Below are 25,211 nucleotides of genomic sequence, written 5' to 3' on the forward strand. Positions count from 1 at the left end.
TTCCTCCGTCGGAGGGAGCATTCGATCTCGGAGCCACGCTGCTCCCCATCCCGGGGCCCCTCGGCGACGACGCTAGGCGTCGCACGTTTCGCGGCGGTTTCCTGCCTCGAACGGGGGTGCAACATCGCGGGGTCGTCCCCCATGAGCGTGGCACGCTCATCCGCTCGTGTCCATGCGGCTGCTTACACTGGACGGATGCGGGTGCTGGCGGCTATGAGCGGAGGCGTGGACAGCGCCGTCGCGGCCGCGCGAGCCGTCGAGGCCGGTCACGACGTGGTCGGCGTGCACCTGGCGCTGAGCCGCATGCCCGGCACGCTGCGCACCGGCAGCCGCGGGTGCTGCACGATCGAGGACTCGATGGACGCGCAGCGGGCCGCGAACGTGCTCGGCATCCCGTACTACGTGTGGGACTTCAGCGAGCGCTTCAAGCTCGACGTCGTCGACGACTTCGTGGCCGAGTACACCGCCGGCCGCACCCCCAACCCCTGCATGCGGTGCAACGAGCGCATCAAGTTCGCCGCCCTGCTCGAGAAGGCCGTCGACCTGGGCTTCGACGCCGTCGCCACCGGCCACTACGCGAACATCGTCACGGATGTGCACGGCAACCGCGAGCTGCACCGCGCCTCGGCCTGGGCCAAGGACCAGTCGTACGTGCTCGGCGTGCTCACGAGCGAGCAGCTGGCGCACGCCATGTTCCCGCTCGGCGACACCCCCTCGAAGGACCTCGTGCGGGCGGAGGCGGAGCGTCGCGGCCTCGGCGTGGCCGCCAAGCCCGACAGCCACGACATCTGCTTCATCCCCGACGGCGACACCCGCGGTTGGCTCGCCGATCGTCTCGGCGCCGAGGACGGTCCGATCCTCGACCGCTCGGGCGCGCAGCTCGGCACGCACTCCGGTGCCCATGCCTTTACGGTCGGGCAGCGCAAGGGCCTCGACATCGGCTACCCGAGCGCCGACGGCCGCCCGCGCTTCGTGCTCGAGGTGCGGCCGAAGACCAACACGGTCGTGGTCGGTCCGAAGGAGGACCTGGAGGTCTCGCTGCTCGCCGGCCGCAAGGTCAGCTGGGCCGGGCTCGACCCCGTGGCGTCGGGCTTCTCCGCGGGCCTCGAAGCGGGCGAGACCGCCGAGTTCGCCTGCGAGGTGCAGATCCGGGCGCACGCCGACCCCGTGCCGGCCCGCGCCCGCATGGCGCTGGTCGACCCCGCCGACTACGCGGACGGAGCGGATGCGATCAGCGCCTCCCGCGCCGACCAGACCGACGCGCGCCTCGAGCTGCGCATCGTGCCGGACGCCCCGCTCGGCGCGGTCGCCCCCGGCCAGACCGCGGTGCTCTACGTCGGCACGCGCGTGCTGGGGCAGTGCACCATCGACCGCACGGTCAGCGCGGTGCCGGCGGGCGCATCCGCCTGACCGGATGCGGGGTAGGCGCTTCCTGAGCGCCGCCTCCCAGCGCGCGCGGCTGCGCGAGGGCGCGGGCGTAGGTTCCGAGCCGTGAGCGAGACGACGAGCGTGCGCAGCCTGGTCCCGGCCCGGATGGACCGCCTGCCCTGGACCCGCTTCCACTGGATGATGGTCATCGGTCTCGGCTTCAGCTGGATCCTCGACGGCCTCGAGGTGCAGATCGTGTCCCTCGGCGGCTACGAGGCCTCGCTCGGCATGACGGCGCAGGACGTGGGCATCGCCGGGTCCGTGTACCTGGCCGGGCAGGTGGTCGGCGCGCTGGTCTTCGGCCGCCTGGCCGACAGCCTGGGGCGCAAGAAGCTCTTCATCCTCACCCTCGCCATCTACCTCGGGGCGAGCGCCATCGCGGGCCTCTCCTTCGAGCCGTGGTTCTTCTTCATCTTCCGCTTCTTCGCGGGCATGGGCATCGGCGGCGAGTACGCGGCCATCAACTCGGCCATCGACGAGCTGATCCCGGCGAGGTACCGCGGTCGCGTCGACATCGCGATCAACGGCACCTACTGGGGCGGTGCGGCGCTCGGCTCGTTCGCCGGCATCTTCCTGCTCGACACGAGCCTGTTCGCGGAGGACCTCGGTTGGCGCATCGCCTTCTTCATCGGTCCCGTGCTGGGCCTCGGGCTCATCGTGCTGCGGCGGCACATCCCCGAGAGCCCGCGCTGGCTGATGACGCACGGGCGCGAGGAGGAGGCCGAGGCGACGGTCACCGAGATCGAGCACCACGTCGAGCACCAGACGCATCACACGCTCGAGCCTGTGCCCGACTCGAAGGCGATCGACATCACGCCCGAGAAGAGCACCTCGTTCCGCACGCTGGCGCGCACGGTGCTGCGCGAGCATCCGACCCGGCTGCTGCTCGGCATGACGATGATGGTGACGCAGTCGTTCCTCTACAACGCCATCTTCTTCACGTACTCGCTCGTGCTGCAGAACTTCTACGACCTGCCCGTGGCGAGCGTGCCGCTCATGTTCTTCCCGTTCGCCATCGGCAACCTGCTCGGCCCGCTGCTGCTCGGTCCGCTGTTCGACACGTGGGGCCGCCGGCAGATGATCTTCACGACCTACACGCTCTCGGCGGTCGTGCTCGCGATCAGCGCCTTCCTGTTCAGCCAGGAGGCGATCTCGATGGGCGTGCACATCGCGTTCTGGTGCGTGTCGTTTTCTTCGCCTCGGCCGGCGCCAGCTCGGCCTACCTGACGGTGAGCGAGATCTTCCCGCTCGAGATCCGCTCGCAGGTGATCGGCTACGTCTTCGCCGTCGGCCAGGGTGCCGGCGCGATCGCCCCGGTGCTCTACGCCTCGCTCATCGGCGACGGCAGCGACCGCGGGCCGCTGACGATCGGCTACTACATCGGCAGCGGCGTCATGATGATCGGTGCGCTCGTAGCGGTCGTCTGGGGCGTCGCCGCCGAGCGCAAGGGGCTCGAGGACATCGTCGACCCGCTCACCAAGTCGACGCCGACGGCGAAGTAGGCGCCGCTGGGCGGGGACTCGACGAGCGGATGCGCGTCGGTGGTCGCTCCTAGAATCGGTCCGTGACCGAGGAACCCAGCCTGGAGCAGGCGCGCGACGAGGCCGAGGGTCTGACGGCCCGCATCCTGGAGCTGCGCGCGGCGTATTACGACCGCGACGCGCAGATCGCCAGTGATGAGGAGTACGACGGCCTCGTGCAGCGGCTCGAGGAGATCGAGCGGCTGTTCCCCGAGCTGCAGAGCCAGGACAGCCCGACGCAGACCGTCGGCGGCGGCGTCTCGGAGCTGTTCGATCCGGTCGTGCACGCCGAGGCGATGCTGAGTCTCGACAACGTGTTCAGTGAGGAGGAGTTCCTCGACTGGGCCACCAAGGTCGAGCGCGACTCCGGGCGCAAGGTCGCCTTCCTCTGCGAGCTGAAGATCGACGGGCTGGCCATCAACCTGCGCTACGAGCGGGGCCGCCTAGTCAGCGCGGCGACGCGCGGCAACGGCCAGGTGGGCGACGACGTGACCGCCAACATCCGCTACGTGCCCGGCATCCTCGAGGAGCTGCAGGGGAGGGGCACCCCGAGCTCGTCGAGATCCGCGGCGAGATCTTCCTCGCCACCGCGGCTTTCGAGCGGCTGAACGAAGGGCTGGTGCGGTTCCGCGAGCGCTACGTCGCGCGCGCCGAGCAGCGCGCAGCGGCCAAGGGCCGCCCCTTCGACCGCGAGAAGGCGGAGGATGCGGCGAAGCGCCGCTTCCCGGCCCTCGCGAACCCGCGCAACGCGGCCAGCGGCGGACTGCGGCAGCAGATCGACAAGAAGGACGACGAGCTCGACCGGGAGGCCGGTCTCGCCCGCCTCGAGTCGCTCTCGCTGTACGTGCACGGCATCGGCGCCTGGCCCGACCCGCCCTTCGCCGCGCAGTCCGAGGTGTACGGCCTGATCAGCGGATGGGGGCTGCCGACGAGCCCCTATTTCCGGGTGCTGCCGGATGCCTCGGGGGCCGCGGAGTTCATCCGCGCCTACGGCGGCGAGCAGCGGCACAGCGTCGAGCACGAGATCGACGGCGTCGTCGTCAAGGTCGACGAGCTCGCCCTGCACGCGGAGCTCGGCGCCACCAGCCGCGTGCCGCGCTGGGCGACGGCCTACAAGTACCCGCCCGAGCAGGTGAACACGAAGCTGCTCGACATCGTCGTGAGCGTCGGGCGCACCGGCCGCGCGACGCCGTTCGCCGTGATGGAGAAGGTGCGCGTCGCGGGCAGCGAGGTGCGTCAGGCGACGCTGCACAACCAGGACGTCGTGAAGGTCAAGGGCGTGCTCATCGGCGACACCGTCGTGCTGCGCAAGGCCGGCGACGTGATCCCGGAGGTGCTCGGGCCGGTCGCCGAGCTGCGCGACGGCACGGAGCGCGAGTTCGTCATGCCGAGCGACTGCCCCGAGTGCGGCACCGCGCTGCGCCCGATGAAGGAGGGCGACAAGGACCTGCGCTGCCCCAACGCGCGCAGCTGCCCGGCGCAGGTGCGCGGTCGGGTCGAGCACATCGGCAGCCGTGGCGCGCTCGACATCGAGGGGCTCGGCGAGGTCGGCGCGGCGGCGCTGACGCAGCCGGAGGTGCCCGAGGTGCCGCCGCTCGTGACCGAGGCACGGCTCTTCGAGCTGACCGCCGACGAGCTCATCGGCATCGAGGTCATCGTGCGCGACGCCGAGACCGGGCTCGAGAAGGAGGACGACGACGGCGTCGTCCGTCGCCGTCTGCCGTTCCAGAAGGTGCGCTACGACTACGCGCCTGAGGCGGTCGATTTGACGAAGGCGGAGCGCCGGGCCGGGAAGCACACGAAGACGCACCCGTACGTCGAGCCGAGCGCCCAGCTCGTCAAGCTGCTCGCCGAGCTCGAGAAGGCCAAGACCAAGGACCTCTGGCGTCAGCTCGTCTCGCTCAACATCCGCCACGTCGGCCCCGTCGCCTCGCGCGCGCTGGCCCAGTACTTCGGCTCGCTCGACGCCATCCGGGCGGCGACCCGCGACGAGCTCGCCGCCGTGGACGGTGTGGGCGGGATCATCGCCGATGCGCTCGTCGAATGGTTCGAGGTCGACTGGCACCAGGAGATCGTCGAGCGCTGGAGCGCCGCGGGCGTGCAGTTCGCGATTCCCCGGCACCCCGGGCCCGGCGCCGCGGCCGCTGCGGGCGGTGTGCTCGCGGGGCTCACCGTCGTCGCCACCGGCTCGCTCGAGGGCTACACCCGCGAGGGCGCGCAGGAGGCGATCCTCGCCGCGGGCGGCAAGGCCGGCTCGAGCGTGAGCAAGAAGACCGACTTCGTCGCCGCGGGCCCCGGTGCGGGCTCGAAGCTCGCCAAAGCGGAGGCGCTCGGCCTGCGCATCCTCGACGCGGCGGCGTTCAAGCTGCTCGTCGAGCAGGGGCCCGACGCGCTGCCGCCGGCGCCCGGCGCCGAGGGGGCCCCGGCGGACGGCGCCGCGCAGGACGGCACCGAGGGGACCGAAACCGCGGAGGAAGGCACTGCCGAGAACAGCGACGCGACGACGGAGTCCGAGCGGTAGCGAGATCGGGCGTCACCGCATCCGCTGCTCGACCGGGCCGGAGCGACGTCAGCCCTGCGAGCCGCCCCGCCGCGTCGCCGCGGCCGCGGCGCGCACCGCCGAGGCGACGCCGAGCCCGGTGAACGTCAGCACCGCGCCGAGCACGAGCAGCAGCGGCAGCGTCCACGCCCCGGTGGCGTCGTGCGCGACGCCGAGGACGGCCGGGGAGGTCGCCGCCACGGCGTAGCCGATGCCCTGCACGATGCCGCTGAGGGCCGCGGCGTGCCGGTTCGAGACGGCGAAGCTCACGATGACCACGAACACCGTCGTGAAGCCGCCGCCCTGGGCGATGCCGCCGAGCGTGCCCCACAGCGTCCAGAGCTCCGGGGCGAGCAGCAGCCCGAGCGGCACCGACGACCACAGCACGCCGAGCACGAGGAACGTGCCGAGCGGACGGATGCGGGCCAGCAGCAGCGGCGTCAGCAGCGAGCCGATCACGGCGGCGAGCTGGAACAGCGAGGCGCTGGCGCCGGCGGAGACGGTGTCGGCGCCGGTCTCGTCCCGCAGGATCGTCGGCGCCCACGCCGTCGTCGCGTAGTAGGCGAACGCCTGCCCCGAGAAGGCGAAGCCGACGAGCAGCACGGTGAGGCTGCGCCAGCTGCGGGGCGGGGCCGCGGGCTGGGTCGCCGGCGCAGGCGCTGCGGCGGGCAGCACCGCGCGGCGCGGGCCGACGAAGAGGGTCCATGCGACGAGGGCGACGACCGCGAGCGCGATCCAGGCGAGCACCGCCAGCTGCCAGCCCAGCGTCGCGGCGATCGGCGCGGTGCCGAGCGACGTGATGGCGGAGCCCACGTTGAGGGCCGCGGTGTACACGCCGGTCGCGAGGTTCACGCGCGCGGGCGGCACGTCGCGGCGGATCACCACCGGCAGCACGACGTTGCCGATCGTGATGGCGGCACCGATCACGACCGTGCCCGTGATCGCCCAGCCGACGCCGTCGATCGAGCGCACCGCGGTGCCGATGCCCACACCGACGAGCGTCACCGTGACGGCGGCGTCGATGCCCAGCCGCCGGATGAGCAGCAGCGAGAACGGCACGAGCACCGAGAAGCAGAGGATCGGCAGGCTCGTCAGCAGGCCCGCGGTGCCCGCATCGATACTCAGGTCGGCCTGCACGGCGTCGATGACCGGCGCGATCGCCACGATCGGGCCGCGCAGGTTCAGCGCCACCAGCACGACGACGAGGATCACCAGCCACGGCGAGGCGCGGCGCAGGGTGCGGCCGTCACGAGGTGAACGTCGCGACGAGTCCGAACTCGGCGTTCTCGACGGTCAGCACGCCGTCGGTGGTGTCGGCCGGGAACCCGAAGCCGAGCAGGGTGAAGAGCACGTCGTCCTGGGCGGCGGTCTCTGCGGGGCACTCCGGGGTCTCGGCTGGGAAGCCGTCGAACTGCACCTGGCCGTCCGTCACCGCGTAGTCGAGCGCGATGTCGCGGCAGCCCGTGCTGCCGCTCGTGCGACCGTCCGCCCCGAACGTCAGCGAGGGGGCCGCGCCGTCGGGTCCGGGTGCGATGGGCACCTCGGCGCCCTGGGCGGTGACCGACTGGAGGTTCCAGGTGGTGCCGGCCAGCGCATCCGCTGCTCCGCCGGTCGGTGCGGGGTCGAAGCGCAGCTCGCCCTCGTCGCCGGCGAGCACCAGCTGACCGTTGTCGCGCGCCGCCGTGGTCGCACCGAGCAGCAGGCCGAAGTAGGCCGTCTCGAGCTCCATGACCGCGTCGTCGCAGGTCTCCTCGGCGGGGATCAAGCTCAGCACCTCGAGGTTGGCGGTGTCGCCGGCGATGGCGGCGCCGTAGGCGTTGCACGGGCCGATGCCGCTGAAGCCGTCGGCGGCGGCGGTGAGCGTCACGGTGGTGCCGGCGAAGTTGAGCTGCCCGCCGCCCCGCGTCGCCGCGGCGAGGGTCCACTGCCCCTCGACCACCGGCTCGAGCGGGTCGCCGGTCGCGGCGCAGCCGCCGAGGGCGAGCGCGGCCGCGGCGAGCAGCGCCGGGGCGCCGTGGCGCAGGCGGGGCGCGGGCATGCGAGACCTCTTCCGGAGCGGGGGTTGCCACCACCTTAAGCGATGCGCGCTCCGGCTCGGTCCGCGGGCGTCACAGGAACTGTACGGAATTACGGAATACCGTAATCGCATGGACCACGAGCGGATGGACGCCCTCGAGCGCCGGATCGCGGCACTCGAGCAGCGCGGCGAAGCGGGGCCCGACGCCGCCGTCGAGGCGGGGACGTTCTGGGCGCTGCAGGGCCTCAAGGCCCGCACTCCGGAGCCCGGCGCGGTGCTGTTCACCGGAGCGGTGTCCACGCCCGCCGGCGCCGCCGAGTGGCAGCAGGGCCATGCCGTCGACGACCTGCTCGACGAGGAGTGGGCGGAGCGCTCCGCCGCCCTCGCCGCCCTCGCCCATCCGCTGCGCCTGCGCCTGCTGCAGGCGATCGTCGGCGGCACCGCGACCGCCGCCGAGCTCGGGGCTCTCGAGGGCGTCGGCACGAGCGGGCAGGTGTACCACCACCTCGGCCAGCTCGTCGCCGGCGGCTGGCTCGCCGCCCAGGGCGCGGCCGCTACACCGTTCCCGCCGGCCGGCTGGTGCCCCTGCTCGTGACCATCGCCGCCGCGCGCGGCATCTGACAGGAGGACGACATGAAGCCCGCCCGCATCATCGCCGGCATCGCCGCCGCCGGCGTCCTGGCCGCCGGACTGCTGACGATGCCCCGTCCGCCGGCCACCCCGACCGAGGCCACCGGCGACACCGCGCTGGGGGAGCGGCTGCTCGCCCTGGCCGGCGACGGCTACCACCCGCGGCTCAGCGCGGTCGTGGTCGACGATGTCAGCGGGGAGCCCTCGACGCGCGCCGCGCACCTGGGAGCCGACGACGGCACCGAGTACGAGATCGGCTCCGTCACGAAGACGATGACCGGTGCGCTGCTGGCGGTCGCCGTCGGGCTCGGCGAGGTCGAGGAGGGCACCCGGGTCGGCGACCTGCTCGAGATCACGGGCGACGCGGGCGACGTGACCCTGCTCGAGCTCGCGACGCACACGTCCGGCCTGCCGCGGCTGCCCGCCGAGCCGGGTCTGATGCTGCGCGCGATGCTCGCGCAGTTCACCGCCGCCGACCCCTACGCGGGCACGACGGCCCGCGACGTGGCGGTCGCCGCCAGCAGCAGCTCGGTGGAGGGCCGCGGCTCCTACGAGTACTCCAACCTCGGCGCGGCCCTCCTCGGCCACGCGCTCGCCGCGGCGGCCGGCACCGACTACGGCGACCTCATCCGCTCACGCCTCATCGAACCGCTCGCGCTCGATGCGACCCATTACCCGGGCGGCGAGGTCGCAGCGGATGCGCCGCTGGGCTTCACCGCATCCGGCCGCGTCGCCGACGCCTGGGCCGACGACGGCTACGGGCCGGCGGGCGGCGTGCGCGCCACCGCGCCGGACCTCGCCGCCTACGCCGTCGCGACCGTGCGTGGCGAGGCTCCCGGCTCGTCCGCGACGGAGCCCCGAGCGGATGCGGGCGGCGACCAGCGCATCGGCTACGGCTGGCACACCGACGCCGACGGCCTGCTCTGGCACAACGGCGGCACGGGCGGCTTCTCGAGCATGGTCGCCTACGACCCGGCGTCCGACCGGCTCGCGGTGGTGCTCGGCGCCTCCACCGCCTCGGTGGACGCGATCGCCGAGGGGCTGCTCTCGTGAGCGAGCTGCTGCCCAGCCTCATCGGCCTGGGCATCGCCGCCGGCTACGCCGTGATGTTCTCGCTCGCCGCCGCCGGTCGCACGAAGGGTGCGCGCAACCGCCTCGACGGGCTCGCGCAGGCCTCCTGGGCGCTCTTCGGCCTCGTCGTGGCCCACCGCGTCGTCGTCTGGACCGCCGTGCCGAACGTGCTCTGGATGCTGCCCGTCGCGATCGCCGCCGCCGGCGCGGCCCTGCTCGTGCTGCGCTGGCGCGGGCTGCCGACGCTGCCCGAGAGCCGCGGCGCGCGTGTCGCCGCGGTGGCGCAGGTCGTCGTGATGACCGCGGTCTCGGCGGCGCTCATCGCCGTCTGACCGTAGACTCGCAGGGTTCCCCCGACCCCTCGACCGTGGAGTGGCATGTCCGAATTCAGCACGGAGCAGGTGCGGCACCTCGCCGGCCTCGCCCGCATCGCCCTGACCGAGGATGAGCTCGGCCGCCTGGCCGGCGAGCTCGGCGCGATCGTCGACAACGTGGCCATCGTGCAGCGCGCTGCCGGGCCCGACGTCGTCGCGACCAGCCACCCCATCCCGCTCGTCAACGTCTACCGCGACGACGTGCCCACCGAGACCCTCACCGCGGCGCAGGCCGTCGCCGGTGCGCCCGAGCACGACGGCTCGCGGTTCAAGGTCAGCGCGATCCTGGGGGAGGAGCAGTGAGCGACCTGACGCGCCTCAGCGCCGCCGAGCTCGCCGCGTCCCTCGGCAAGGGCGAGATCAGCTCCGTCGACGCCACGCAGGCCCACCTCGACCGCATCGCCGCGGTCGACGGCGACGTGCACGCGTACCTCCACGTCAATGACGCGGCGCTCGCCGAGGCCTCGGCGATCGACGCGAAGCGCGCCGCGGGCGAGCGGCTGCCCGAGCTCGCGGGCGTGCCCGTGGCCATCAAGGACGTGCTCTGCACGATCGGCATGCCCTCCACGGCCGGTTCGAGGATGCTCGAGGGCTGGGTACCGCCGTACGACGCGACGGTGGTCGAGCGGATGAAGGCCGCCGGCCTCATCGCGCTCGGCAAGACCAACATGGACGAGTTCGCGATGGGCTCCTCCACCGAGCACTCCGCGTTCGGCCCGACCCGCAACCCGTGGAACCTCGAACGCATCCCCGGCGGCTCCGGCGGCGGCTCGGCCGCGGCCGTCGCGGCCTTCGAGGCGCCCTTCGCCCTCGGCTCCGACACCGGCGGCTCGATCCGCCAGCCCGCCGCGGTCACCGGCTCGGTGGGCGTCAAGCCCACCTACGGCGGCGTCTCGCGCTACGGCGCCATCGCTCTGGCGAGCTCGCTCGACCAGGTCGGCCCCGTCAGCCGCACCGTGCTCGACTCGGCGCTGCTGCACGACGTCGTCGGCGGCCACGACCCCAAGGACTCCACCTCGCTGACGGGCGCCTGGCCGTCCTTCGCCGAGGCCGCCCGTGCGGGCCGGCGCGACGGCTCGCTCAAGGGCCTGCGCGTCGGCGTGGTCAAGCAGATCGCCGACGGCGAGGGCTTCCAGGCCGGCGTGACGCAGCGCTTCCGCGAGTCGCTCGAGCTGCTCGCCGACGCCGGCGCCGAGATCGTCGAGGTCAGCGCTCCCAACTTCGAGTACGCGGTCGCTGCGTACTACTTGATCCTGCCGGCGGAGGCCTCGAGTAACCTGGCCAAGTTCGACAGCGTGCGCTTCGGCCTGCGCGTCACCCCCGAGGGCGGCGGCACGGTCGAGCAGGTCATGGCGGCCACCCGCGAGGCGGGCCTCGGCGACGAGGTCAAGCGGCGCATCATCCTGGGCACCTACGCGCTGAGCGCCGGCTACTACGACGCCTACTACGGCAGCGCGCAGAAGGTGCGCACGCTCATCCAGCAGGACTTCTCGGCCGCGTTCGCGCAGGCCGACGTGCTGGTCTCGCCGGCCGCGCCGACCACGGCGTTCAAGCTCGGCGAGAAGCTCGACGACCCGCTGGCGATGTACCTCAACGACATCACGACCATCCCCGCGAACCTCGCCGGCGTGCCCGGCATCGGCCTGCCGATGGGTCTCGCGCCCGAGGACGGACTGCCGGTCGGCATCCAGTTCATGGCGCCGGCTCGCGAGGACGCTCGCCTGTACACGGTCGGCGCGGCGCTCGAGCAGCTGCTCGAGGACCGCTGGGGCGGCCCGCTGCTCTCGCAGGCGCCCGACCTCTCGGCATCGTCGATGCTGGCCGTCTCCGAGGGGGCGATCTGAGCGCCGTGGCCCCCGGCTCCGACTTCGCGAGCTGGTTCTCCGACGCCCACGTGCTGCCCGACTTCACCATCGAGCCGGTCGCCTGGTCGGATGCGCGGGCCATCGCCCTGCGCGCCGTCATGGATGCGGACATGGCCACGCGCTATCCGCACGTTGACGAGGAGATCGCGGTCACCGAGGAGCGCACCGCGGCCCTCTCCGTCGACCCGGACGAGATCGTGACCGTGCTGCTCGCGCTCGACCCGGACGGCACCCCGATCGGTCACGTGGCCCTGCGCCCGCTGCGCGACGAGTGGGAGGCCAAGCGCCTCATCGTCGCGCCGTCGGCCCGCGGTCGCGGCGTCGCGACGGCGCTGCTCGCCGGCATCGTAGCCTCGGCTCGCGATCACGGGGCCTCGCGCCTGATCCTGCAGACCGGTTGGAACCAGCCGGAGTCGGTGGCGCTCTACCGCAAGCTCGGCTTCGAGGAGATCCCGGTGTACGAGCCCTACGCGGCCACGATGCCGAAGTCCCTCTGCTTCGCCCTCCCGCTGTAGCGGTCCGGCCCTTCCCGCATCCGCTCCTCCGCACTCCCGCGCAGCCCTACGGCCCTTGAGCCCCAGGCCCTCCGGGCCTCAGGCCCTCCGGGCCCCAAAATGAAGGACTTTTGAGCCCGTTACCCGCGAGTCGTTCCGGGATGCTCGGTGTGTTGTGAAAATCTCCGTGGTTTTGGAGCGGTTGGAGCGGTTGGAGCGGTTGGAGCGGTTGGAGCGGTTGGAGCGGCCCGAGGGCCGAGGGCCTGCCGGGCGGTGTGCGCGCCAGTTCTCGGGCGGGATGCAGGCGAGCGGATGCGGGAACGCGGCCGCCTGCGGCAGGCTCGTTGCATGACCGCATCCCGTCGCCGCACCGTCGGCCGCATCCTGCTCGGTTCGGCGCTCGTGTTCGCCGGCACCAGCCACCTCACCTTCGCCCGCAAGGCCTTCCGCGCCCAGGTGCCCGACTGGGTGCCGCTCGACGTCGACACGACCGTGGTCGCCTCCGGAGTGGCCGAGATCGGCCTCGGCTCGGCGCTGCTGCTCGCACCGACGAGCCAGCGCCGCCGGGTCGGTAATCTCGCTGCACTCTTCTTCGCGGCGATCTTCCCGGGCAACCTGTCGCAGTTCGCCGAGCGCCGCAGCGCCTTCGGCCTCGACACCGACATGAAGCGCTTCGTGCGCCTCTTCGGCCAGCCCCTCCTCATCGCCCTCGCCCTCTGGAGCACCCGCCGCCCGCGCCCGTGACCGCCGCGCGGGCACAGTCGCACGCCCCCGCCCGCCCGCAGCCCATCCCTTCCGTCCCGCCCGCGCCCCGTCCCGCGTGCCCCGCCCCTCCGCCCCGGCCTTTCGCCAAACGACGGAGATCAGCGCTGCTCGGATCCCCGCGTCGTTGTGCACCCCCGAGAATCCGGGGTCGGCGGCGCGCGGCACCGCCCGATCTCCGTCGTTTCGGCGACAGCTGAGGAGGGATGGGGGTGCGGGATGTCGGGTGCGGCGGACTGTGCTGAGGGCGAGCCCGATCCGCCGGGCCCGCGCAGCGGGTCGCGCCGGCCCCGCGCAGCGGGTCGCGGCGCGCCCCGCGCCTTCCAGCTCCGCCGGCACTCGGGAGACCTCACCGCCGCATCGACGCTCCATGCCCCGGGAACCCGGGGACGCATGGCCCGCGCCGGTGCGTATCCGGCTCCCAGCACCGGTGCGGGCCATCCGTCCCGCCCCTTCACCTCGACCGACCGACCGACGATCGCACCCCCGATAGGATCGACCCGTGGCACGCGCAGCAGAACTCATGGACTTCGACAAGGCACTCGACCTCTACGAGCCGGTGATCGGCCTCGAGGTGCATGTCGAGCTGAGCACCGAGACGAAGATGTTCTCGAGTGCTCCGAACCCCGCCGCCAAGGGCAACCACGGCGCCGAACCGAACACGCAGATCACCCCGGTCTGCCTCGGCCTGCCCGGCAGCCTGCCGGTGGTCAACGAGAAGGCCGTGCGCTACTCGATCAGCCTGGGCCTCGCGCTCGGCTGCGAGATCGCGCCGAGCTCGCGCTTCGCGCGGAAGAACTACTTCTACCCCGACCTGGCGAAGAACTACCAGATCAGCCAGTACGACGAGCCGATCGCCTTCGAGGGCTTGCTCGACGTCGAGCTCGAGGACGGCACCGTCATCACCGTGCCGATCGAGCGCGCGCACATGGAGGAGGATGCGGGCAAGCTGACCCACGTCGGCGGCGCCACCGGCCGCATCCAGGGCGCCGAGTACTCGCTCGTCGACTACAACCGCGCGGGCGTGCCCCTGGTCGAGATCGTCACGAAGCCGATCTTCGGCGGCGAGCACCGCGCGCCCGAGATCGCGAAGGCCTACGTGGCCACGATCCGCGACATCGTGCGCGCTCTCGGCATCAGCGAGGCGCGGATGGAGCGCGGCAATCTCCGCTGCGACGCCAACGTCTCCCTCCGCCCCCGTGGCCAGGAGAAGCTCGGCACCCGTACCGAGACCAAGAACGTCAACTCGCTCCGCTCGATCGAGCGCGCGGTGCGCTACGAGATCCAGCGCCAGGCGGCGATCCTGTCGAACGGCGGCTCGATCATCCAGGAGACCCGCCACTGGCACGAGGACACCGGCGTGACCAGCGCCGGCCGCCCGAAGTCCGACGCCGACGACTACCGCTACTTCCCCGAGCCCGACCTGCTGCCGGTCGAGCCGAGCGCCGAGCTCATCGAGGAGCTGCGCGCCGCACTGCCCGAGCCGCCGGCCGCGCTGCGCCGCCGCCTGAAGACGGAGTGGGGCTTCGGCGACCAGGAGTTCCAGGACATCGTCAACTCGGGCCTGCTCGTCGAGGTCGAGGAGACCGTCGCCGCCGGCGCCTCCGCGACCGCCGCGCGCAAGTGGTGGATGGGCGAGCTGAGCCGCATCGCCAACGCCCAGCAGGTCGAGCCGGCGACGCTGGCGACCCCGCAGCAGATCGCCGAGATCGTCGCGCTCGTCGACGGCGGCGATCTCACCGACCGTCTGGCCCGCCAGGTGCTCGAGGGCGTCGTGGCCGGCGAGGGCACCCCGGCCGAGATCGTCGAGGCCCGCGGCCTCAAGGTCGTCTCGGACGACGGCGCGCTCATCGCCGCCATCGACGAGGCGCTCGCGTCGCAGCCCGACGTGCTCGCGAAGATCCGCGACGGCAAGGTGCAGGCCGCCGGAGCCGTCATCGGCGCGGTCATGAAGGCGATGAAGGGACAGGCCGACGCCGCCCGCGTCCGCGAGCTCGTCCTCGAGCGCGCCCAGGCATAACCCGCCCCGAACGCAGCGAACGCCCCGACCGCGAGGCCGGGGCGTTCGTCGTCCGAGCGGATGCGGGCGAGCGGATGCGGCCCACCTCCGATGCCGAATGCAGTCATCTGTCGCCCGGGCCCCGGATCGGCGGGGTCGCCCCAGCTCCGACACCCGCGATCCACTGCATTCGGCACCCGGCACCCGGCACCCAGCGCCCGGCACCGGGCCCGCGCGGGACTAGCCTGGTCTGATGCCCCGCCCCGTCCTCGCGCACCGCCGTGCTGCCTGAGCTTCCCGCGGTCGCGTGGGCGCTGCTCGCGGTCAGCGCCTTCGTCGTCGGCATCTCGAAGACCGGCCTGCCCGGAGTCGGCACCGTCTCGATCGCGGTGTTCGCGGCCGTGCTGCCGGCGAAGGAGTCGACCGGGACCCTGCTGCTGCTGCTGATCCTCGCGGACGTGTTCGCGATCATCGCCTACCGCCGGCACGTCGAGTGGCGCATGCTGCTGCGCCTCGCACCCGCCGTCGTCATCGGGCTCGGACTCGGCGTGCTCTTCCTGGCCGTCGCCGACGACGTGGTCGCCCGCCGCGTCATCGGCGGCATCCTGCTCGCGGTCATCGCCATCACGCTGCTGCGCCGTCGCGCGCAGCGTGCCGTCGTGGAGCACCAGCCGCCGCAGCGGGTCGCCGCCGCGGTCTACGGCGGGCTCGGCGGCTTCACCACGATGGTCGCGAACGCCGCGGGACCCGTCATGTCGATGTACTTCATCGCCGCGCGCTTCCCGGTCAAGCAGTTCCTCGGCACCGGCGCCTGGTTCTTCTTCCTCGTGAACGTGTCGAAGGTGCCGTTCTCGGCAGGGCTCGGCCTCATCACCCCCGAGGGGCTCTGGCTCGACCTGCTGCTCGCCCCGCTGGTCTGCATCGGCGCCGTCGTCGGACTGTGGGTCGCGAAGCGCATCGACCAGGCGCGATTCGAGAGCATCGTGATCGCGCTCACCGTCGTCGGCGCGCTCTACCTGCTGCTACGGCCGTGACCGGCATGGGCCGCATCCCCGCGCAGAGCATCGAGCTGCTGCTGGACGCGGATGCGGAGGCGGGCGTCCGCGAGGACTGGCGCCGCCTGCAGGCGGCCGGCCTGTCGAGCCTCGGCGCGCACACCGCCCCGAGCAACGCGCCGCATGTGACCCTGGCCGCGGGGCCGCGCCTCGAGCCGCCGCCGACGGAGCTCTGGAGCCCGCTGCCCCTGCCGGTGCGCTTCGGCGGCCTGCTGCTCTTCGGCGAGGGGAGCGGCGCGTGCTCGCCCGCGCGGTCGTTCCGAGCGCCGAGCTGCTGGCGCTGCACGCGCGCCTCCACGAGGGGCTCGGCGAGGTCGATCCGCTGACGGCGCCCGGCGCCTGGACGCCCCACGTCACCCTGGCGCGGCGCCTGCGCCTGACGCAGCTGCCGGAGGCGCTCGCGGCGCTCGGCGACGAGCCCGCGCCCGCCGCTGAACCGGCCGCTTCCGTGGCATCGCAGCACCGCGTCCCATCCGCTCGCACGAGCATCGCGCCCGCGCTGCTCGTCGCCGCCCGCCACTGGGACCCGGTCGCCCGCGCGATCACCGCGCTCTAGCCGACCGGTCCCTCCATCCGGTGCAGCACCAGCTCGTGCAGCGCGCCATCGACGGCGGTCGCGGTCATGTAGGTGCGGTGCGGCTGACGCCGGCGGTCGGTCGGCGAGCCGGGGTTGAGCAGGCGCAGGCCGCCGGGCGACACCGTGTCCCACGGGATGTGGCTGTGGCCGAACACGAGCACGTCGGCGTCCGGATGCGCGGCCTCGCAGCGGCGCTCCCGCCCCTGCGCCGCGCCGGTCTCGTGCACGACCTCCATCCGCACGCCCTCGACGGTGCGCCGGGCCACCTCGGGCAGCCGGGCGCGCAGCTCGCTGCCGTCGTTGTTGCCCCAGACGCCGAGCACCGGCGCGCGAGCCTCGAGCTCGTCGAGCAGGGAGGTCTCGACCCAGTCGCCGGCGTGCACGACCAGGTCGGCGGCGTCGACCGCAGCCCAGACCTCGTCGGGCAGCCGACGCGCGCGCTTCGGCAGGTGGGTGTCGGCCAGCAGCAGCAGTCGCGTCGCCATGCCCCGAGCGTAGGCGCGCACGGCGGAGGGCGCGCCCCGCGATGCGGTGCGCGCCCTCCGGAGCGACTGCGCTCAGGCCACGTCGACGGCCAGCTGCACGTCGATGTTGCCCTGCGTCGCGTGCGAGTAGGGGCAGATGGTGTGCGCCAGCTCGGCCGCCCGCTGCGCCTCCTCGCGGCTGATGCCGCCGAGCTCGACGTTCAGCACGACGGCCAGCTGGAAGCCGCCCTCGCGCTCGCCGATGCTCACCTCGGCCGTGACCGCCGAATCCTCGACGGCGATGTCGAGCTGCTTGCCCGCGGCCCTGAGCGCGGAGTGGAAGCAGGCCGCGTAGCCGGCGGCGAAGAAGACCTCGGGATTGGGCGCGCCGCCGGGCCCGCCCATCTCGGTGGGGGCCGCGAGGTCGGTGTCGACGAGGCCGTCGACGCTGCGCACGTGACCGGAGCGGCCATCGCCGGTGGAGGTGGCCGCAGCGGTGTAGATGGACTGCATCAGGGGAGTGCTCCTTCGTTCGGGACCAGCCCACGCTAGGAGCGCAGTCTGGGTGCCCTCCGAGGGATCGGGCAGGGGGCCGGGCATAGGCTGGCGGGATGCGCGCCCTCGCATCCCTGCTCCTCGACGCGGCCCTGCTGCTGGCCTTCGTGCTGATCGGGCGGAGCAGTCACGACGAGCCGCTCGCCGGTGCCTGGCAGACCTACTGGCCCTTCCTCGTGCCGCTGCTCGTGGGCTGGCTGATCACCGCCGGATGGCAGGCGCCCGCCGCGGTGCTGCGCACGGGCTTCATCGTTTGGGCGGTCACGGTCGGTGGCGGCATCCTGCTGCGCCTCGCGAACGGCCAGGGCGCCGAGCCGAGCTTCATCGTGGTGACCGCGGTGGTGCTCGCGGCCTTCCTGGTCGGCTGGCGGGTCATCGCCGCGATCGTGCGGCGCGCCGCTCGCCCGCGTCGGGCCTGACCGCGGTCACCGCTCGGCCCGATCGTCGGCGGAGCACGCCGATTCAGCGCGGGTCGCGCAGCGGGTCCTCAGCGTGCGGCGGGTCTCCGGGCAGCGGCGGCGGCGCGGGGGCTCGCTGCTGCTCCTCCCACTGCGCCTGCGCCTGGTGGTTCGTGGGCTGGAAGATCTCGCCCATCGGGCCGACCCCGCCGCGGGGCCGCGACTCGGGATGGCGATGGTCCCAGCGGACGAAGGCGACGATCACCGCGAGGAGCCCGAGCACCACGCCGACGCCGATGAGGACGTCGATCACGGGACGCGGCGGATCTCGCCGGTGAAGCCGTTGACCCGCTCCGTGAGCCGCTCGGAGCGCTGGCGAACCAGGTCGCTCGGATGCATGGTGCTCTGCCCCGGTGTGATGCGGATGATCATGGAGCAGGCCAGGTCGGCGCAGATGTAGTTGCCCACGGTGTTGCCGTTCTCGCCGGCCTCGCCGGCGCGCGCTGCGGTGAAGAGCACGACCTGCGTGTAGGGCTGCTGGGTGCGGCATAGCGAGCAGATCGCGGCCGTCGCGGCGCCCTTGCGCGGCTCCACCGAGCGCAGCATCACACCCACGGGGCGGTCGCCGTCCCAGTGCACGAGGTAGCCGCGACGGCGGGTGGACGGGTCGAGCCAGCCGAGGAACTCGCGCTCGTCCCAGAGCACCTCGTGGAGTCCGGGCAGCGGCATCGCCGCGATCTCCGCCTCGCTGGCGTTGACGATGGAGGAGCGGATCTCCTCGGGAGTGAGCGGCTTCATCCGTTCCACCCTAAGCACATGTCCTGGGGCGGGGGTACCGTGTCACCGTCGCGGGAGGTGGGCCGACCGACCTCCATGCGTCGGAATGAATCGGGACGATGGCGGGTTCAGCCCACGGGCGCCACCGGCGCTCCGCGCCTCCGGCGCGCAGCAGGACGCATCCGTCGCGGATGCGCGAAGCCTCAGAAGGATCACCGTGACCTACACCGTCGGAACCATCGTCGGCAGCATCGCCAGCACCTCCATCAACCGCAAGCTCGCCAGGGCCCTGGCCGAGCTCGCCCCGCAGGCGGGCCTCGAGCTGCGCGACATCCCGATCGCCGAGCTGCCGCACTACAGCGCCGACTACGACGCCGACTACCCGGAGTCGGGCAAGGCGCTCAAGGCCTCCATCGAGTCCGTCGACGCCGTGCTCATCGTGACCCCCGAGTACAACCGCTCGATCCCGGGCGTGCTGAAGAACGCCATCGACTGGGCGAGCCGCCCCTGGGGCACCAACTCCTTCGCCGGCAAGCCCTCCGCCGTCATCGGCGCCTCGATCGGCGCCATCGGCACCGCGGTGGCCCAGCAGCACCTGCGCAGCATCCTCTCCTTCGCGGCCTCGCCCGAGCTCGCGCAGCCCGAGGCGTACATCCACTTCACCGAGGGCCTCGTCGACGACGAGGGCAACGTGACGAACCCGGGCACCGAGCAGTTCCTCATCGACTGGCTGAAGGCCTTCGCCGCGCACGTGGAGAAGCACGCGGCCTGACCGCATCCGCTCGTGCCGGGGTCCCATCCGCTGCTGCGGCCGGGACCCCGCTGCTCGCTGGGCGCGCGCTGGCGGCTCGGTCGCGCGGATGCCCGCCTCCCTACCGTGGAGGCATGAGCACGAACCCCAAGGGTGCCGCCTCGCGAGCCCGCAACACGACCGCGATGCGTGCCGGTGCGCGCATCGGCTTCGCCGCGAGCGGTGTCGTCAACGGACTGGTCGGCGTGATCGCCGTGAGCGTGGCGGTCGGCGGCGGCGATGCCGGTCAGGCCAGTCAGCAGGGTGCGCTGCGGCAGCTCGCCGGGGCGCCGTTCGGAGCGGCGCTGCTGTGGATCGTCGGCGTGGGCCTGCTCATCCTCGCCGTCTGGTACCTCGCCTCGGGCGTGCTCGCGACCGGCTCGGACGACAAGGAGCGCTGGGCGCACCGGCTCAAGGACCTCGGCAAGGGCGTCGCGTACGGCGCCATCGGCGTGCTCGCCGTGCGCACGGTGCTGGGCGCCGGCGGCGGTTCCGGCGGATCGCAGGGTTCCGCGATCGCCGCGCTGCCCGGCGGGATCGTGCTGCTCGTGCTGGTCGGCCTGGGCATCCTCGGCGTCGCCGGGTACTCGATCGTCAAGGGCGCGCGCAAGAAGTTCCTCGAGGACGTGTCGCCGTCGGGCTCGGCAGAGCGCGTGGTCGAGCTGACCGGCACGATCGGCTACATCGCTCGCGGTGTCGCGCTCGCGGTGCTCGGCGTGGTCTGGATCGTCGGCGCCGTGGCCGCCGACCCGGAGCAGGCGGGCGGCATCGACGTGGCGCTGCAGACCGTCGCGGGGCTGCCGTTCGGCCAGGTGCTGCTCGTGCTGGTGGGTGCCGGCTTCGTGGCCTACGGCGTCTACTCCGTGCTGCGCGCCCGCTCCGCGAAGCTCTGACGGCACCGCGCCGGGGAGGAATCCTCACGAAAGCGCCGTTCTTCGGTAATCTCGGAGGTCACCCCGCTCGGAAGGACCGTCGTGCCCGCTGCCCTCGAGACCGCCCGCCGCGAGGCGATCGCCGCCTACGACCTCACCGACGGACCGCGGATGCTCGACCTCGACGGCCTCGCGCAGGTCGCCGCCGCCCTCTGCGGGGTTCCGACGGCGGTCGTGAACATCATCGACGAGCGGCATCAGCACCAGATCGCCGCGGTCGGTCTCGAGCCGACCATCTGCTCGCGCGAGGACTCGATGTGCGCGGTGACCCTCGACGACCCCAAGCTGCGGGTCGTGCGCGACGCGAGCGAGGACGAGCGCTGGGCGGCGAACCCCTTCGTCTCGGGCGAGATCGCGAACGTGCGCTTCTACGCCTCGAGCCCGCTGGTCACGCCGGAGGGGTCGCGATCGGCACGCTCTGCGTGTTCGACGAGCAGCCCCGTGAGCTGACGGTCGCGCAGCGACTCGCCCTCGACACGCTCGCCGATCAGGTCGTCGACGCGCTGGAGCTCCGCCGCATCGGCCGCGAGCTGCAGTGCTCCAACGAGCAGCTCGGGCGCTTCGCCGCGCAGGTCAGCCACGACCTGCGCAACCCGCTCGCCGCCATCGCGGGCTTCGTCGAGCTCGCCGCCGACAGTCCCGAGCTCGCCGACGCCCCGCAGGCTGCGGCCGCCCTCGACCGGGCCGAGGCCGCAGCCGAGCGGATGTCGGCGCTCATCGACGACCTGCTCGTCTTCGCCAAGCTCGGGGGCGCCCTGCCTCGGCGTGAGCCCGTCGCGCTCGACGAACTGGTCGAGGCCGTGCGCGATGACCTGCAGGGCGAGATCGTCGGCACGGGCGCGGAACTCGCGGTCGACGCCGACGTCGACCTCATCGGCGACCCGACGCTGCTGCGGGCGATGCTGCAGAATCTCGTCGGCAACGCCATCAAGTTCACCTGGGCCGACGGCCGCGTTCCGCGCGTGCTCGTGCGGGCCGAGACGATGCCGGGCGCCCTGCGCCTCACGGTCGACGACAACGGGCCCGGCGTGCCGGCCGGGCAGCGCGAGCGCGTCTTCGAGCTCATGGAGCGGGGCACCACCGCCGAGCCGACGGGGCTCGGCATCGGGCTGTCGACCTGCCGCCGCATCGTCGACGCTCACGGCGGCACGATCGGCATCGATGAGGCGCCGACGGGCGGCGCCCGCAGCTGGGTCGTGCTGCCCCGCTGAGATGACCGTCGTCGTCGACCTCGCCGGCGAGCTCGTGCTCGTGCATCCGAACGGGGGCGCTCTTTGGCGTTCCGCGGCGAGCGGGCTCGCGTCCGCTGCGCATCCGCCGGCCTGATCGCGGCCTCGAGCACGGCGTACGGCTCCTCGGTGTTCGGTGCCGCCGACTTCCCAGCGCCGCACGCGGTCGTCTCCGCCGCCCGCGACTCCGGGGCGCGGCGGTCACCGCGGTCGTGGCACTCGGACCGCGCCAGGGATTGCGGGGACGGCGTTCTCGAGAGTCGACGCGCTCAGAGCCCGCGATCGACCATGAGCAGCAGCCGCTCGGTGGCGCCGTCGAGCATCTCGTCGGTGAGGCCGCGCAGCGGGCCGTCGAGCGCGAGCATGCCGAGGCCGTGCACCGTCGACCAGGCGAGCAGCTCGGCACCCTGGCGGCGCTCGTCGGGGAGGACCCCGGCAGCGTGCAGTGCGTCGAGGGACTCGGCGAGCACCTGGAACGGGGTGCGCCCGCGACGGCCGGCCTTGTCGGCGTCGAAGGCCCGGCTCAGATCGTTCGGCACGGTGAACGCGGTGCGGAACAGGCCGGGCTCGTGGCGTGCGAACGCCAGGTACCCGCGGCCGACCGCGCCGACCCGCAGCCGGGCGTCGACGGCGGGGTCGCCGGTGCCGTGGACCGCCTCGAGCGCGTCCTCCATCGCATCCGCCGCCAGGCCCTGAGCGGATGCGCTGGCCGCCTCGAGCAGGTCCCGCCGGTCGGCGAAGTGCCGGTAGGCGGCGTTGGGGGAGACGCCGGCGCGACGGGTGGCCTCACGCAGCACGACCGCATCCGGTCCGCCCTGACGGGCCATGTCGAGCGCGGCGTCGATGAGCGCCTGCCGCAGGTCGCCGTGCCGGTAGCTGGACCGTGCCGGGGCGTCGCTCATCGCGTCTTGTCCACGACGGCACCCTGTGTCATTGTGGACAGCGTACACATCCTTTCCGGCCGCGGCAGGCGAGCGACCGTTCGATGACGAGCGCGAGACGAGGACGACATGTTCAGCACCGACCAGGCCTTCAGCGGATTCGCCGTCGACGACATCCCCGCGGCCCGCGCATTCTACGAAGACGTGCTGGGCGTCGACGTGCGCACCAACGAGATGGGCTTCCTCGACCTGCACTTCCCGAACGGGCACAGCGTGTTCGTCTACGGCAAGGAGGTGCACGAGCCCGCGTCGTTCACGATCCTCAACTTCCCGGTCGCCGACATCGACGCCGCCATGCGCGACCTGCGCGCGAAGGGCGTGGAGACGAAGATCTACGCGGACGACGAACTGGAGACCGATGACCTGGGCATCGCCCGCGGCATGGGCGGCGGACCGGACATCGGGTGGATCCGCGACCCCGCCGGCAATGTGCTCGCCGTCATCCAGGCCTGACGGCGCTACTGGTAGGTGATCAGGTCGGGCGTCGGCGAGACCTGCGTCATGGTCTCCTGCGGGGTCAGCATGGGCTGGTCCTCGTCGATGAAGTTCTTCCAGCCCCACCAGAAGTCCTGCTGCTCGGTCTCCTGCGTCAGCGCGCCCCAGGTGGCCTGCTTGGCGGGCTGACCGCCCTGCCCGTCGATGTGCACGAGCGTCTCGAGCTCGGGGCGGTCTGTCACGATGCGCTCGCGGTCGGGCAGCATGCTGTAGCGGAACTGGTGCAGCACGAAGAGCTTCGGCGGCAGATCGTGCGCCACGGTCAGCTCCGCCAGCCAGTCGCCGACCCGGTTGACCTCGTCGGCGCCCACCGAGCCGATCTGCACGAGGTGGGTCTGGTCGGGGCCGAGGCGCCACTCGGGGTCGAGCGCGAGACCGACCCAGGGGTAGCGCAGCAGCGGCTCGAGGGCCTTCGCCTGCTCGAGGAAATCGCTGCGGCCCGGCTGCAGGTCGAGCACGACGTACTGCCCGGCGGCCCCCGCGGCCTCGATCCAGGGGACGAAGGCCTCCGCGTCGAGTTCGTTCGAGTAGTTGCCGTCGCCGCCGGCGCTGCCGGAGGCGACAGTCGCGATGATCTCGAAGGCGGGGATGACCGTGCGGTCGGTGAGCGGCTGGTACTGCGCGGCGTAGCCGGCCGCGCGGGCCACGCTCGCCTCGACGTCCTGCTCGCCGAGGATTCCGAGCACTGGGGCGCCGGGCGTGCCGTACATGGCCACCATCATGTGGTCGGGGAACATGCGCTGCCCGCCACCGGGCAGCTGCGCACCGGTCGCCGACGAGGCGACCTTCCACTCCAGCTGCCGCTCGGCGGCCAGCGCCGGCCCGATCGCGAGCCGCGTCGTGACGCCGTCGGCGCTCAGCGCGGCGATCGCGTCGGGGGAGTCCTGCGGGTTCGGCGCATCCGCCGCCAGCACCGTGATCGGCACGCCGGCGGCCCGCGCGGTGGCCACGGCCGGCACGGAGGCGGCCTCCTCCGTCGCCACGCCCGTCACGTCGCCGAGCGGCTCGCCCGCCTCGATGCCGTCGAGCGGAGGGAGGGGCGCGCGGCTCGATCCGTCGTCACCGGCCTCCGGCGTGGCCGAGTCGATGAGCGCCGTGCCGTCGTCGAGGGCGGCGAGCCCGGCCACGGGTGCGTCGCCGGCCTCGACGAGCTCGACGTCGTCGCCGAGCAGCTCCTGCAGCCGCCCGCGGTCGAGCGGCACGGAGGTCAGGTCGCGGCCCTCGCCGAGGGCGTCGCTCGCGGCGTCCTCGCCGTCCGATGCCGGGCCGTCGACCCCGAGGGCGAGCACGAACCCGGCGCCCAGCCGGTCGAGCTCGCTCAGCAACGGGTCGTCTTCGCCGCGCTCGCCATCGTCGAGCAGCAGCGGTACGCGCAGGTGCACGGCGACGCTTGCGGCACCCACCTGAGCGGCGGGGTCGTCCGCGGGGGCGACCACGGCGGCGGGCGAGCCGGCGAAGAGCGCGGCGCTGGCCGCGACCGACTCCGATTCGGCGTCCTCGCCGGCGGCGAGCACGGTCAGCTCCTGCTCCGGCACCCGCGTCTCGACCGGTCCGTCGGGCGCCGGGGCGGGTTCCGCGGTGCCGGTGCAGCCGGCCGCGAGCAGCGCCACGGCGGCGATCGGGGCGAACAGGACGGTTCGGGTGCGGCGCATCACCGAGCCACCGTACCGGCCGTGCATCCCCCGAACGCGGCGCACAGGCTGGACGTCGCCTCCGATCCGCTCGGCGGCGGCGCGGGCTAACCTGTGTCCATGCCCAGCCTCCTCGCCGCCTGCGTCGTGCATCAGCTGCGCTCCGATGCGGGCACGGTGGGCACCACCGCGATCGACAAGCGCCCCGTCGAGGGGCCGGTCGCGGTCAAGCGCTTCGGCCTCTACGCCGACGTGCAGGTCGACCGCAAGCACCACGGCGGCGACGAGAAGGCCCTCTACGCCTATGCGCAGGAGGACGCCGAGCACTGGGCCGCCGAGCTCGGCCGCGAGCTGCCGCCCGGCTGGTTCGGCGAGAACCTGCGCCTCGACGGCGTCGACGTCAGCGGTGCCGCGATCGGCGAGCGCTGGCGCATCGGCGGCACCGTCGAGGTCGAGGTGACCATGCCGCGCACGCCCTGCGCCACCTTCGCCCGCTGGGTCGGGGGAGCGGATGAACGGGGCTGGGTGCGCCGCTTCGCCGCGGCCGGCCGCCCCGGCGCGTACCTGCGCGTGCTGCGCACCGGCGCGGTCGAGGCCGGCGACCCCGTCACCGTGCTCGAGCGACCGGATGCGCCCACCGTGGCCGCCGTGCTCGCCCGCGTCTGAAC

The 25,211-nt window shown here is 73.1% G+C and carries 29 protein-coding genes and 1 pseudogene; 22 read left to right on the forward strand and 8 right to left on the reverse strand.

Annotated features, from left to right (window positions below; translation table 11 throughout):
- Positions 1 to 195: 195 nt before the first annotated feature.
- From mnmA to ligA, 4 genes and pseudogenes are all read left to right on the forward strand, one after another.
- On the forward strand, positions 196 to 1,410 hold the full coding sequence (gene mnmA / locus QQK26_RS14245; protein WP_284233932.1) for a tRNA 2-thiouridine(34) synthase MnmA: 1,215 nt from the start codon (positions 196 to 198) through the stop codon (positions 1,408 to 1,410).
- Positions 1,411 to 1,491: 81 nt separating this feature from the next.
- Complete coding sequence (locus QQK26_RS14250; RefSeq protein WP_348520028.1) at positions 1,492 to 2,655, forward strand: MFS transporter; 1,164 nt, start codon at positions 1,492 to 1,494, stop codon at positions 2,653 to 2,655.
- On the forward strand, positions 2,607 to 2,930 hold the full coding sequence (locus tag QQK26_RS16310) for an MFS transporter (protein WP_348520029.1): 324 nt from the start codon (positions 2,607 to 2,609) through the stop codon (positions 2,928 to 2,930). The genes QQK26_RS14250 and QQK26_RS16310 overlap by 49 nt, the downstream gene beginning before the upstream one ends.
- A gap of 62 nt (positions 2,931 to 2,992) precedes the next feature.
- Positions 2,993 to 5,469, forward strand: a pseudogene (gene ligA / locus QQK26_RS14255) (NAD-dependent DNA ligase LigA).
- 48 nt (positions 5,470 to 5,517) lie between these two features.
- On the opposite strand, the gene QQK26_RS14260 reads toward ligA, so the two are convergent.
- Both QQK26_RS14260 and QQK26_RS14265 read right to left on the reverse strand, forming a co-directional pair.
- Positions 5,518 to 6,699, reverse strand: coding sequence for an MFS transporter (locus tag QQK26_RS14260; protein ID WP_284233933.1), 1,182 nt, complete (start codon positions 6,697 to 6,699; stop codon positions 5,518 to 5,520).
- Positions 6,700 to 6,733: 34 nt separating this feature from the next.
- Positions 6,734 to 7,525, reverse strand: coding sequence for an META domain-containing protein (locus QQK26_RS14265; RefSeq protein ID WP_284233935.1), 792 nt, complete (start codon positions 7,523 to 7,525; stop codon positions 6,734 to 6,736).
- Positions 7,526 to 7,634: 109 nt separating this feature from the next.
- Here QQK26_RS14265 and QQK26_RS14270 point away from each other — a divergent pair, with 109 nt between their 5' ends.
- The 11 genes from QQK26_RS14270 to QQK26_RS14320 all read left to right on the forward strand — a co-directional run bounded on the left by QQK26_RS14270 (position 7,635) and on the right by QQK26_RS14320 (position 16,310).
- Positions 7,635 to 8,099 carry a winged helix-turn-helix domain-containing protein gene (locus QQK26_RS14270; RefSeq protein WP_284233937.1) on the forward strand — a complete coding sequence of 155 codons (465 nt, stop codon included), beginning with the start codon at positions 7,635 to 7,637 and terminating at the stop codon, positions 8,097 to 8,099.
- Positions 8,100 to 8,137: 38 nt separating this feature from the next.
- Complete coding sequence (locus tag QQK26_RS14275) at positions 8,138 to 9,187, forward strand: serine hydrolase domain-containing protein (RefSeq protein WP_284233939.1); 1,050 nt, start codon at positions 8,138 to 8,140, stop codon at positions 9,185 to 9,187.
- The gene (locus QQK26_RS14280; protein ID WP_284233941.1) at positions 9,184 to 9,537 is read left to right on the forward strand and encodes a hypothetical protein; all 354 of its coding nucleotides are present in this window, start codon (positions 9,184 to 9,186) and stop codon (positions 9,535 to 9,537) included. Before QQK26_RS14275 ends, QQK26_RS14280 begins: the two co-directional genes overlap by 4 nt.
- Before the next feature lie 45 nt (positions 9,538 to 9,582).
- A complete protein-coding gene (gatC, locus tag QQK26_RS14285) occupies positions 9,583 to 9,882 on the forward strand; it encodes an Asp-tRNA(Asn)/Glu-tRNA(Gln) amidotransferase subunit GatC (RefSeq protein ID WP_284233944.1) in 300 nt (99 codons plus the stop codon).
- On the forward strand, positions 9,879 to 11,423 hold the full coding sequence (gene gatA / locus QQK26_RS14290) for an Asp-tRNA(Asn)/Glu-tRNA(Gln) amidotransferase subunit GatA (RefSeq protein ID WP_284233946.1): 1,545 nt from the start codon (positions 9,879 to 9,881) through the stop codon (positions 11,421 to 11,423). Before gatC ends, gatA begins: the two co-directional genes overlap by 4 nt.
- Positions 11,424 to 11,428: 5 nt before the next feature.
- Positions 11,429 to 11,959, forward strand: a complete 531-nt coding sequence (locus tag QQK26_RS14295; RefSeq protein WP_284233948.1) for a GNAT family N-acetyltransferase — start codon at positions 11,429 to 11,431, stop codon at positions 11,957 to 11,959.
- A 327-nt stretch (positions 11,960 to 12,286) separates the two neighbouring features.
- Positions 12,287 to 12,682, forward strand: coding sequence for a DoxX family protein (locus QQK26_RS14300; RefSeq protein ID WP_284233950.1), 396 nt, complete (start codon positions 12,287 to 12,289; stop codon positions 12,680 to 12,682).
- A gap of 541 nt (positions 12,683 to 13,223) precedes the next feature.
- Positions 13,224 to 14,720, forward strand: coding sequence for an Asp-tRNA(Asn)/Glu-tRNA(Gln) amidotransferase subunit GatB (gene gatB / locus QQK26_RS14305; RefSeq protein WP_284235356.1), 1,497 nt, complete (start codon positions 13,224 to 13,226; stop codon positions 14,718 to 14,720).
- 263 nt (positions 14,721 to 14,983) lie between these two features.
- Complete coding sequence (locus QQK26_RS14310) at positions 14,984 to 15,733, forward strand: sulfite exporter TauE/SafE family protein (RefSeq protein WP_431308040.1); 750 nt, start codon at positions 14,984 to 14,986, stop codon at positions 15,731 to 15,733.
- Positions 15,730 to 16,080, forward strand: a complete 351-nt coding sequence (locus QQK26_RS14315) for a hypothetical protein (protein ID WP_284233954.1) — start codon at positions 15,730 to 15,732, stop codon at positions 16,078 to 16,080. The genes QQK26_RS14310 and QQK26_RS14315 overlap by 4 nt, the downstream gene beginning before the upstream one ends.
- Entirely contained in the window at positions 15,993 to 16,310 is a 318-nt protein-coding gene (locus QQK26_RS14320; RefSeq protein ID WP_284233956.1) for a 2'-5' RNA ligase family protein, read from the forward strand. Before QQK26_RS14315 ends, QQK26_RS14320 begins: the two co-directional genes overlap by 88 nt.
- Here the strand turns inward: QQK26_RS14320 and QQK26_RS14325 are convergent.
- Entirely contained in the window at positions 16,307 to 16,816 is a 510-nt protein-coding gene (locus tag QQK26_RS14325) for a metallophosphoesterase family protein (RefSeq protein WP_284233957.1), read from the reverse strand. The genes QQK26_RS14320 and QQK26_RS14325 overlap by 4 nt on opposite strands.
- 72 nt (positions 16,817 to 16,888) lie before the next feature.
- Entirely contained in the window at positions 16,889 to 17,308 is a 420-nt protein-coding gene (locus QQK26_RS14330) for an organic hydroperoxide resistance protein (RefSeq protein ID WP_284233960.1), read from the reverse strand.
- A gap of 98 nt (positions 17,309 to 17,406) precedes the next feature.
- On the opposite strand from QQK26_RS14330, the gene QQK26_RS14335 reads away from it, so the two are divergent.
- Positions 17,407 to 17,769: a DUF3054 domain-containing protein gene (locus tag QQK26_RS14335; protein ID WP_284233962.1), complete on the forward strand. Its 363-nt coding sequence runs from the start codon at positions 17,407 to 17,409 to the stop codon at positions 17,767 to 17,769.
- Between the two features lie 43 nt (positions 17,770 to 17,812).
- Here the strand turns inward: QQK26_RS14335 and QQK26_RS14340 are convergent, their stop codons facing one another.
- Together QQK26_RS14340 and QQK26_RS14345 are read right to left on the reverse strand one after the other, a co-directional pair.
- Positions 17,813 to 18,061 (reverse strand): hypothetical protein, encoded by a 249-nt coding sequence (locus QQK26_RS14340; protein WP_284233964.1) that lies wholly within the window; start codon positions 18,059 to 18,061, stop codon positions 17,813 to 17,815.
- Positions 18,058 to 18,546 (reverse strand): FBP domain-containing protein, encoded by a 489-nt coding sequence (locus QQK26_RS14345; RefSeq protein WP_284233966.1) that lies wholly within the window; start codon positions 18,544 to 18,546, stop codon positions 18,058 to 18,060. The genes QQK26_RS14340 and QQK26_RS14345 overlap by 4 nt, the downstream gene beginning before the upstream one ends.
- 190 nt (positions 18,547 to 18,736) lie before the next feature.
- Here QQK26_RS14345 and QQK26_RS14350 point away from each other — a divergent pair, with 190 nt between their 5' ends.
- From QQK26_RS14350 to QQK26_RS14365, 4 genes are all read left to right on the forward strand, one after another.
- Entirely contained in the window at positions 18,737 to 19,297 is a 561-nt protein-coding gene (locus tag QQK26_RS14350; RefSeq protein ID WP_284235358.1) for an NADPH-dependent FMN reductase, read from the forward strand.
- 113 nt (positions 19,298 to 19,410) lie between these two features.
- Positions 19,411 to 20,208, forward strand: a complete 798-nt coding sequence (locus QQK26_RS14355) for a DUF1206 domain-containing protein (protein ID WP_284233968.1) — start codon at positions 19,411 to 19,413, stop codon at positions 20,206 to 20,208.
- A gap of 81 nt (positions 20,209 to 20,289) precedes the next feature.
- Entirely contained in the window at positions 20,290 to 20,697 is a 408-nt protein-coding gene (locus tag QQK26_RS14360; protein ID WP_284233970.1) for a GAF domain-containing protein, read from the forward strand.
- On the forward strand, positions 20,670 to 21,458 hold the full coding sequence (locus tag QQK26_RS14365; RefSeq protein WP_284233972.1) for a sensor histidine kinase: 789 nt from the start codon (positions 20,670 to 20,672) through the stop codon (positions 21,456 to 21,458). The genes QQK26_RS14360 and QQK26_RS14365 overlap by 28 nt, the downstream gene beginning before the upstream one ends.
- A gap of 287 nt (positions 21,459 to 21,745) precedes the next feature.
- Here the strand turns inward: QQK26_RS14365 and QQK26_RS14370 are convergent, their stop codons facing one another.
- Complete coding sequence (locus QQK26_RS14370) at positions 21,746 to 22,378, reverse strand: TetR/AcrR family transcriptional regulator (RefSeq protein WP_284233974.1); 633 nt, start codon at positions 22,376 to 22,378, stop codon at positions 21,746 to 21,748.
- A gap of 108 nt (positions 22,379 to 22,486) precedes the next feature.
- On the opposite strand from QQK26_RS14370, the gene QQK26_RS14375 reads away from it, so the two are divergent.
- The gene (locus QQK26_RS14375) at positions 22,487 to 22,870 is read left to right on the forward strand and encodes a VOC family protein (protein ID WP_284233976.1); all 384 of its coding nucleotides are present in this window, start codon (positions 22,487 to 22,489) and stop codon (positions 22,868 to 22,870) included.
- Positions 22,871 to 22,875: 5 nt separating this feature from the next.
- Here QQK26_RS14375 and QQK26_RS14380 read toward each other — a convergent pair whose 3' ends face one another.
- Positions 22,876 to 24,564: a hypothetical protein gene (locus QQK26_RS14380; protein WP_284233978.1), complete on the reverse strand. Its 1,689-nt coding sequence runs from the start codon at positions 24,562 to 24,564 to the stop codon at positions 22,876 to 22,878.
- A gap of 99 nt (positions 24,565 to 24,663) precedes the next feature.
- On the opposite strand from QQK26_RS14380, the gene QQK26_RS14385 reads away from it, so the two are divergent.
- Positions 24,664 to 25,209: an MOSC domain-containing protein gene (locus QQK26_RS14385; protein ID WP_284233983.1), complete on the forward strand. Its 546-nt coding sequence runs from the start codon at positions 24,664 to 24,666 to the stop codon at positions 25,207 to 25,209.
- The last annotated feature ends 2 nt before the right edge of the window (positions 25,210 to 25,211 follow it).

Source organism: Arenivirga flava, assembly GCF_030161575.1.
Lineage (GTDB): Bacteria > Actinomycetota > Actinomycetes > Actinomycetales > Microbacteriaceae > Arenivirga > Arenivirga flava.

Excerpts from the sequence above, each read along its gene's own strand:
- gatC (WP_284233944.1), top strand. The coding sequence starts at position 9,583 with ATGTCCGAATTCAGCACGGAGCAGGTGCGGCACCTCGCCGGCCTCGCC.
- QQK26_RS14330 (WP_284233960.1), bottom strand. The coding sequence starts at position 17,308 with ATGCAGTCCATCTACACCGCTGCGGCCACCTCCACCGGCGATGGCCGC.
- QQK26_RS14275 (WP_284233939.1), top strand. The coding sequence starts at position 8,138 with ATGAAGCCCGCCCGCATCATCGCCGGCATCGCCGCCGCCGGCGTCCTG.
- QQK26_RS14345 (WP_284233966.1), bottom strand. The coding sequence starts at position 18,546 with ATGAAGCCGCTCACTCCCGAGGAGATCCGCTCCTCCATCGTCAACGCC.
- mnmA (WP_284233932.1), top strand. The coding sequence starts at position 196 with ATGCGGGTGCTGGCGGCTATGAGCGGAGGCGTGGACAGCGCCGTCGCG.
- QQK26_RS14355 (WP_284233968.1), top strand. The coding sequence starts at position 19,411 with ATGAGCACGAACCCCAAGGGTGCCGCCTCGCGAGCCCGCAACACGACC.
- QQK26_RS14375 (WP_284233976.1), top strand. The coding sequence starts at position 22,487 with ATGTTCAGCACCGACCAGGCCTTCAGCGGATTCGCCGTCGACGACATC.
- QQK26_RS14335 (WP_284233962.1), top strand. The coding sequence starts at position 17,407 with ATGCGCGCCCTCGCATCCCTGCTCCTCGACGCGGCCCTGCTGCTGGCC.
- QQK26_RS14370 (WP_284233974.1), bottom strand. The coding sequence starts at position 22,378 with ATGAGCGACGCCCCGGCACGGTCCAGCTACCGGCACGGCGACCTGCGG.
- QQK26_RS14385 (WP_284233983.1), top strand. The coding sequence starts at position 24,664 with ATGCCCAGCCTCCTCGCCGCCTGCGTCGTGCATCAGCTGCGCTCCGAT.
- QQK26_RS14380 (WP_284233978.1), bottom strand. The coding sequence starts at position 24,564 with ATGCGCCGCACCCGAACCGTCCTGTTCGCCCCGATCGCCGCCGTGGCG.
- QQK26_RS14270 (WP_284233937.1), top strand. The coding sequence starts at position 7,635 with ATGGACCACGAGCGGATGGACGCCCTCGAGCGCCGGATCGCGGCACTC.
- gatB (WP_284235356.1), top strand. The coding sequence starts at position 13,224 with ATGGACTTCGACAAGGCACTCGACCTCTACGAGCCGGTGATCGGCCTC.
- QQK26_RS14325 (WP_284233957.1), bottom strand. The coding sequence starts at position 16,816 with ATGGCGACGCGACTGCTGCTGCTGGCCGACACCCACCTGCCGAAGCGC.
- QQK26_RS14300 (WP_284233950.1), top strand. The coding sequence starts at position 12,287 with ATGACCGCATCCCGTCGCCGCACCGTCGGCCGCATCCTGCTCGGTTCG.
- QQK26_RS14265 (WP_284233935.1), bottom strand. The coding sequence starts at position 7,525 with ATGCCCGCGCCCCGCCTGCGCCACGGCGCCCCGGCGCTGCTCGCCGCG.